We start from the raw sequence: 6,380 nt of genomic DNA, 5'->3' as shown, positions 1-6,380 counted from the left end.
ATCAATCCGTGCGCCGGTTATGCGCAATGTCGTTATACCCACAAAAGCTCAATCGAATAATTAACAATTTTGATCGTTTTTCTATAGATTAAAGAAAAATCAAGTCAAAGCTTATGGTTACGAATTATAAAAGAATTGAAGATTCTGCTCTTAAATTAGAAGAGAAAGATAGGGCTGAACTGGCTAAACGTTTGCTAAAAAGCTTGGAAGACAAAGTTGATGAAGATATCGAGCAAGCATGGATTGAAGAAATAAATCGCAGGAAGAAAGAAATAGAATCAGGAGAAGTAGATACAATCCCTGCTGAAAAAGTCCTTGCTGAAGCTCGAAAAATCCTTAAAAAGTGACGCTACATTTTCATCCTGAAGCAGAACACGAGTTACATCAATCTGTTGAATATTATGAAAATAAAGCTGCTGGGTTGGGAGACGAGTTTCTAAATGAAGTTGAAAAAACGTTGCGCTTAATCAAGACCTATCCAAATCTTGGTTTCCCTCTTACCAATTCAGATCGAAGAATGATAGTCCAGCGATTTCCTTATGGCCTGATTTATTCTGTTCAAAATGATCGAATTGATATTTATGCGTTAATGCATCTTCACCGTAGGCCTGGATATTGGAAATCCCGAAAGTAATGTGGGTATAACCCGCGCATTTATTAGACTACCCTACCGAGTTGAGATGAGCAAAAACGTCTCTCATATTTAACAATACCACTAATAAGATGTGCATTTGTTATGGATACTACAGTCCCCATATCCTATCACCATTTTCTGGGCATTAATACCTCAAAAGATACCATCGACTGTTGGCTGCGACCCCGCGGGAAATACAGCCCCCGGCGAATAGAGACGAAGATTTCCAGCGCCTGCACCAGTGGTTAAACACCCGCAACTGCCCCCAACAGTACACCATCATCTGTATTGAAGATACCGGCATTTACAGCGACCGCCTCTTGGCCAGCCTTAGCCGTCGGGGCTGGAAATGCGCCCTGCTTAAAACCACTGCAGCCAAGAAAGTTGCCCCGGAACACCATCGCAANTTACCACTCATCAGGGACTGAATCGATATTACCAGCTGCTGCTAAGCATCCCCGGCATAGGAAACGTCACCGCCTGGCTGTGGCTTACATTGTTTTACGGACAGCAAAAGCTCAATCACAAACAGATTGCCTCGCAGTTTGGATTTGCCAGCTACAAACAACGCAAACTTGACGAAGGGAAACCGTGGCCGATCGTCAGAAATAATCTAATTAACAAAATGATTAAAATAGTCTGTGCTAATTGGAACAGCGGGCAGGCCTCGCCTTTTCTTGCCTGCTTCTCTTTTTATGGTTACAATTTCATTTGTAAATAAGTTCAACACGTTGGCGCCTGCAGCTTTATGCACAATGTCGTTAGGTGGCTTAAAGTCAAACGTTGGCCCTAAAGATTAATTAAACAATTAAAATTGTTATGAGATATGAAAAAGCTTTAAAGCCCATTCTATCCATTGGTATGATTACAATAGTTGCTTTATTAGTTGCTTGTGGAGGAGATGGAAGCACAACGGGTCCTGAAGAACCGGGAAATACAGATCCAGTAAGTTTAGAGTTGTCTGAGGAATCGGTCATATTGGATAGGTGGGCAGATACCGCTCAAATTAAAGTTACAGCTATCGATGAAGATGGTAACGAAGTGGAGACTCCTTCACTTCGTTGGAACAGTTCTGATACTTCGATAGCCGAAGTAAACAGTGAGGGGCTTATCTCCAGCTGGTATGAGGGCGAAGCAGAGATAACTGCGGAAACCAGCTCCGGTCCGTCATTAAATGCCTCACTTACAGCTGAGGTGGTTATCCAGCAGAATCCACAATGTACGGAACCCACAAAATTTCCTAACCAACCTCCTGTGAATACTCAAACGCCCATGTGGCAAAAAGTAGACAATCCGGTAGATGGAGGTCAGCTTGAAATTGCCTTGGGAATGGGTTCAGTATCGGCTGATTTTGATGGCAATGGATTTCAAGACATTTTAGTAGCCGATGAAAATCTACAAGAAGAGGAACCCGGGCAACTGCTATTCTGGCGAAATACAGGAGGCAAGTTTGAAGAGGTCACAACCGAAGTATTGGGAGAGGAAGAGGTATTTACAGACTATTCGTACACGAATGTAATTGCTGACTTTAATGGGGACGGAATTTTAGATATTTATCGCGCTCAAAGTGGATATGACTACCCTCCCTATCCTCAAGCGACAAATGTCTATTTACTCTCACAACCTGGTGGAACCCTGAAAAATGTCTCTGATACTCACCTGTCTACTAACGATAAGCGCTTTACACATGGTGCAGCGAGCACAGATATTGATTGTGATCAGGATCCGGACCTAATTACCAACAATATTGCTGATGGAGCTTCGACCTTTCTTTTTGTCAACCAAGGAGATGGTCAAATGCAGAATGAGGGTGAAGACCGACTTCCCGAAAAACTAGCAAATGGAGATCATCCTATGTTATCATCCAGCAATTGCGATATAGATCGCGATGGTGACGATGATTTAGTTTTGGGAAGTTGGGATAATCGCAATATGGGGAAGAAGAATGTACTTTTGATAAACGATGGATTTGGTTCGTTTAGACGCATGGATAAAGTCCTTCCCGTTTCATATTACGAAGAAAATGATGTCGCTAGCAGAATGTTTTGCAGGGATATGAATCTAGACGGCTGGCCGGATGTCGTTGCTTTAAGTACCGATGTAGTAACCGATGGATCGAGAGGTGTAATTTGGGTAAACAAGGGAGATCTTGAATTCGAAGTAATCGACTTATCAGAAGAGTACCCCGGTATACTGGATATTGAAGAAGTTGTTGATATTAATGATGATTCCTGGCCGGATCTGATCACACCAATAAAAGATCAGGGGATACATGTTTTGTTAAATCGGAGTGATTTTTCGTTTGACCTTGTAGAAATAGAATTTGCTGTAGATGCCTTGGTAGATGCTAATGATGATGGTTTGATGGATTGGATGTTACCGGGATTGGTTGATCCCGATAATGGATGCTGTGAGCCTCCTGAGCTTTGGGTACAACAGTAAAAACCAAATTAAAGTAGTAACCGGCCAACCAACCGATGTCCAAATCCCACGCACGGGCTCTGGATCCCTCTTAGACGTTCGGGTGTGTCGGTTGTGGCCATCCCGATAATTGCCGGGCCAAACGCCTTTGGCCAACTCTTTGCCTACGACGGCTCTGGCTACCGAGCGACCACTGCGACGCTTAATCTTTCTGTAGAATTTCTTCACCACTTTATATAATCAGTGTAGGCGGAAACGGCTGTCTGCCCGAAAGTCGCTCGCAGGTACTTGTTACCATCTTTGTTGCCTGACTTATGCCGATGGGCTCTCGCAGCTCTCGCCGGTCATGTTTAACCGGGTAGGCCTCCGTGGCCTTGCTACTTCGGCCTCTTACGCTCCATAGAATCAGCTACGGGCGCATAGTGGGCCGCAATGTCGTTAGCTTTCACATTAAACCATTAACTGAAATAACATTCTTTTGAAGAAATTGCTATCATACTTTAGAGGCCTACTTAATATATCTCTTTTTATATTATCATCTGCGATACTCTATAGTTGCACTGCAGACTCTCCTGAACAAGAGAGATTAGATTACAGTAGCGTTCCAATTATAGATATTACAAAGAAGCTCGAGATAAGTGAGTCAGAAAATTTAATTTTATCTAACCCAGTGAGATTTTATGCTACAGAGAATAATCATCTTTTAATTGCTGAAAGATCAAGCCCAGGAATCCACCAATTTAATGAAAAAGGGGAATATATAGAGCAAATTGCCCGGAGCGGAAGAGGGCCAGGTGAACTTAGCGGCTGGTATTATCCTCACTTTAATGGATCTATTCTGGCAGCCAGCAATAACCCAGGCTATATTATTTCGGTATATCAACAAGAATCTGATGGGATATATCATCATACGAAAAATCTAAATGTTGAATATCCCGGAGAATTCAAAGATATAAAAGGTTTGGATCCTGTTTCTTTCTACCTTCTTGAAAATAAAAGTACCCAGCAACTCCAGGCACCAGATGAATTTACAGAAGGTTATATTCACCTTGTGGAGGCTTTAGACGATAGCCTTGTGGTAACAGATTCGATAATCTCGTTACAACATCATTCAGACTATATCTACGAATTCCCCAGTGGCGGCATTCGGGAATATGATTTACCATATCGTTTTTCTGATGTTTTCAAGTCAATACCGAATGGCAAAACTTTGATTGCCAGACCAGATAACCAAGTTATTCGAATTCGGAATTCTGACTTTAAAGTTGAGCATGAGCTGCATCTTAATATATCAGAGAAACCAGTAAGTGAAAATAGTCTCGAATTTCATTTAGCTGGCTATGATTCTGAAACACGAAAAAATATGGAAGAGCTCATTCGCGAGAATAAGCCCGCCTTCATGGATGTGTTTCTTGATGACCAAAATCGTTTCTGGCTTTGGACCGATGAAACTGAGGCAGGTAACGAATATATCATCTTATCCTATGATGGTGAACCCTTAGGAAAACTAGTATTGCCAAATGCACAAAAAATTACAATGGTACAAAAAGATCAATTTTATGTGTTGAATAAGCCCGAAAATGATGCACCGTCAGCAATTGTATATAGCTTTGATTTGTAACAGCTGATTTGGAAGCTAGCCAACACTTTGCCTCACCTGCTCCCTGCCCGTCTTGTTTTTTGGGCGCCAAATAGTAAACTGTAATCGAAATCTTAAGACTCCGTGCACCCCTTAAGCGCATGGTTAGGTGTACTTCAATCAGTTAGCATTTTTCATTGCTTTACTAATAAATTGCATCGTCTCATTGTCTACATATCCATGAGAGACCTCTTCGGTATCCTCATTACTGTAGATCTTCGAAAGTGATTTTCGGATTTCTTTATTACCCCCGGTAAATTCTTGGATTAATTCTTCCCAGCGAGCAGCGAGTTCTTGCATCTTTTCGCTGTTTGGATCGGTGTTCTTCTCCATTTCTGTCCGAACTTCTGCTATCAGTTCCTTCCATTCTTGCTGTACTTCTTTAATTCGTTCTTCACCAAGTTTTTGTTTCCGCTTTTCTAAATGTTCTAATTGATCCTTCGTATAGTACTCTTCGTATTTAGTCATAGTATTTAGTGTTTTTATAAGTTCTTCTGTGGAAAGATTCTCTGAATATTTTAGCAGGTCAGCGATTATTTTCAAGCGATTGTAGAGTTCTTTGCCAAGTTCTATTTCGGTCTGCACTTGCTTCATCTGCCGGTATATAATCTTCTCTAAATTATAATCCTCATCTTTCAGGCATTCTTTTATTTCTTCTAATTGTAATCCAAGAAATTTGAGAGATCTTATTTTTTGGAGACGCTCCAACTCATCCCGACCATATAGCCGGTATCCTGATCTGCTGCGTTCTGTAGGTTTTAACAGGTTAATCTCGTCGTAATAGCGAATTGTTCTGTTAGTCAGTCCGGTTTTTTCCGCCAGTTCTCCGATTTTTAACAGTCGATCATTCATAGTTTTTTCTTGTTTTATTATTGTTCTGTCAATAAGATAAGACCTTACGTCGCGTCAGAGTCAAGAAATAATTTTATTTTTTTTAATTTCAGGTTCAAAGTACACCTAACCCCTTCAAAAAGAAAAATGTCAGGCGGCCGGTGGCGAACCGGCACAGCTGGAATAAAAGATCAATGGATTGGGCTACTACGGTTTAAAGTCTGGAGAGCGGAGGACAAAGGATGGGCTTGTGTATTTTATACCGGTCGATAATGAGAAGACAACTAAAACCTTTGAAGGACCATTAAAATACACATATCCTAAAAATACCTTTGCCAACTTCACAGTTTAAAAATCAGGGTTCTGGGGGAATTGCGGGAAAAGTTTCCCTAATAACTACAAACGATTTAGAGCAATAAATATAAGAGCGATTAGAACTAGAGCAATATCTACAATTCCCCCAGCGAAGTCCTACGAAGCTATAGCGCAGTAGGGGAGTTTTTTCGCCGTGCCCCGTTCTACGGTGGTCTATTTTTTGCTGACAAAAAATGGACTACCTTTTTTTCACCTTTGATACTAAACTAGTGATGTGAGAGCAGATGAGATTCTGAAACAAGTTCAGAATGACAGTGGTAGTTGCAGCTTTTGGTGCCCAGCTTGTTGTGTGAGAGCAAACGCTGCTGCAGGTTCGAGGTATAACCAATATAGATCTTATCATAATCAGGAGAATGAAGTGCATAAACCGTATACATAGCAGACCTCTCTCGATAGGGTATAAAATAAAAAACGGCTCTCTGAACTTCAGAAAGCCGTTTTTACTTAGTGGCGGGGGGAGGATTCGAACCTCCGTCCGCC

6 protein-coding genes are annotated in these 6,380 nt (G+C 41.4%); 4 read left to right on the top strand and 2 right to left on the bottom strand.

The genetic code is table 11. The features are described 5' to 3' along the window. The first annotated feature begins 113 nt into the window (after nt 1-113). From G3569_RS17895 to G3569_RS17875, 4 genes are all read left to right on the top strand, one after another. Entirely contained in the window at nt 114-347 is a 234-nt protein-coding gene (locus G3569_RS17895) for an addiction module protein (protein WP_165271460.1), read from the top strand. Then, nucleotides 344-634 (top strand): type II toxin-antitoxin system RelE/ParE family toxin, encoded by a 291-nt coding sequence (locus tag G3569_RS17890; RefSeq protein WP_165271459.1) that lies wholly within the window; start codon nt 344-346, stop codon nt 632-634. Before G3569_RS17895 ends, G3569_RS17890 begins: the two co-directional genes overlap by 4 nt. An 819-nt stretch (nt 635-1,453) precedes the next feature. Continuing rightward, nucleotides 1,454-3,076: an FG-GAP repeat domain-containing protein gene (locus G3569_RS17880; RefSeq protein ID WP_165271457.1), complete on the top strand. Its 1,623-nt coding sequence runs from the start codon at nt 1,454-1,456 to the stop codon at nt 3,074-3,076. A 457-nt stretch (nt 3,077-3,533) separates the two neighbouring features. Continuing rightward, on the top strand, nt 3,534-4,676 hold the full coding sequence (locus G3569_RS17875; RefSeq protein ID WP_165271456.1) for a hypothetical protein: 1,143 nt from the start codon (nt 3,534-3,536) through the stop codon (nt 4,674-4,676). A gap of 138 nt (nt 4,677-4,814) precedes the next feature. On the opposite strand, the gene G3569_RS17870 is transcribed toward G3569_RS17875, so the two are convergent. Next, on the bottom strand, nt 4,815-5,546 hold the full coding sequence (locus G3569_RS17870) for a MerR family transcriptional regulator (RefSeq protein WP_165271455.1): 732 nt from the start codon (nt 5,544-5,546) through the stop codon (nt 4,815-4,817). A gap of 560 nt (nt 5,547-6,106) precedes the next feature. Further along, on the bottom strand, nt 6,107-6,277 hold the full coding sequence (locus G3569_RS17865; protein ID WP_165271454.1) for a GIY-YIG nuclease family protein: 171 nt from the start codon (nt 6,275-6,277) through the stop codon (nt 6,107-6,109). Nucleotides 6,278-6,380: the final 103 nt, after the last annotated feature.

This window comes from Fodinibius halophilus, assembly GCF_011059105.1.
In the GTDB taxonomy this organism is placed as follows: Bacteria; Bacteroidota; Rhodothermia; order Balneolales; family Balneolaceae; genus Fodinibius; species Fodinibius halophilus.
The sequence above is the reverse complement of the archived record's forward strand: the minus strand, read 5'-3'. Positions and strand labels throughout refer to the sequence as shown.

Excerpts from the sequence above, each read along its gene's own strand:
- G3569_RS17895 (WP_165271460.1), top strand. The coding sequence starts at position 114 with ATGGTTACGAATTATAAAAGAATTGAAGATTCTGCTCTTAAATTAGAA.
- G3569_RS17880 (WP_165271457.1), top strand. The coding sequence starts at position 1,454 with ATGAGATATGAAAAAGCTTTAAAGCCCATTCTATCCATTGGTATGATT.
- G3569_RS17870 (WP_165271455.1), bottom strand. The coding sequence starts at position 5,546 with ATGAATGATCGACTGTTAAAAATCGGAGAACTGGCGGAAAAAACCGGA.
- G3569_RS17865 (WP_165271454.1), bottom strand. The coding sequence starts at position 6,277 with ATGTATACGGTTTATGCACTTCATTCTCCTGATTATGATAAGATCTAT.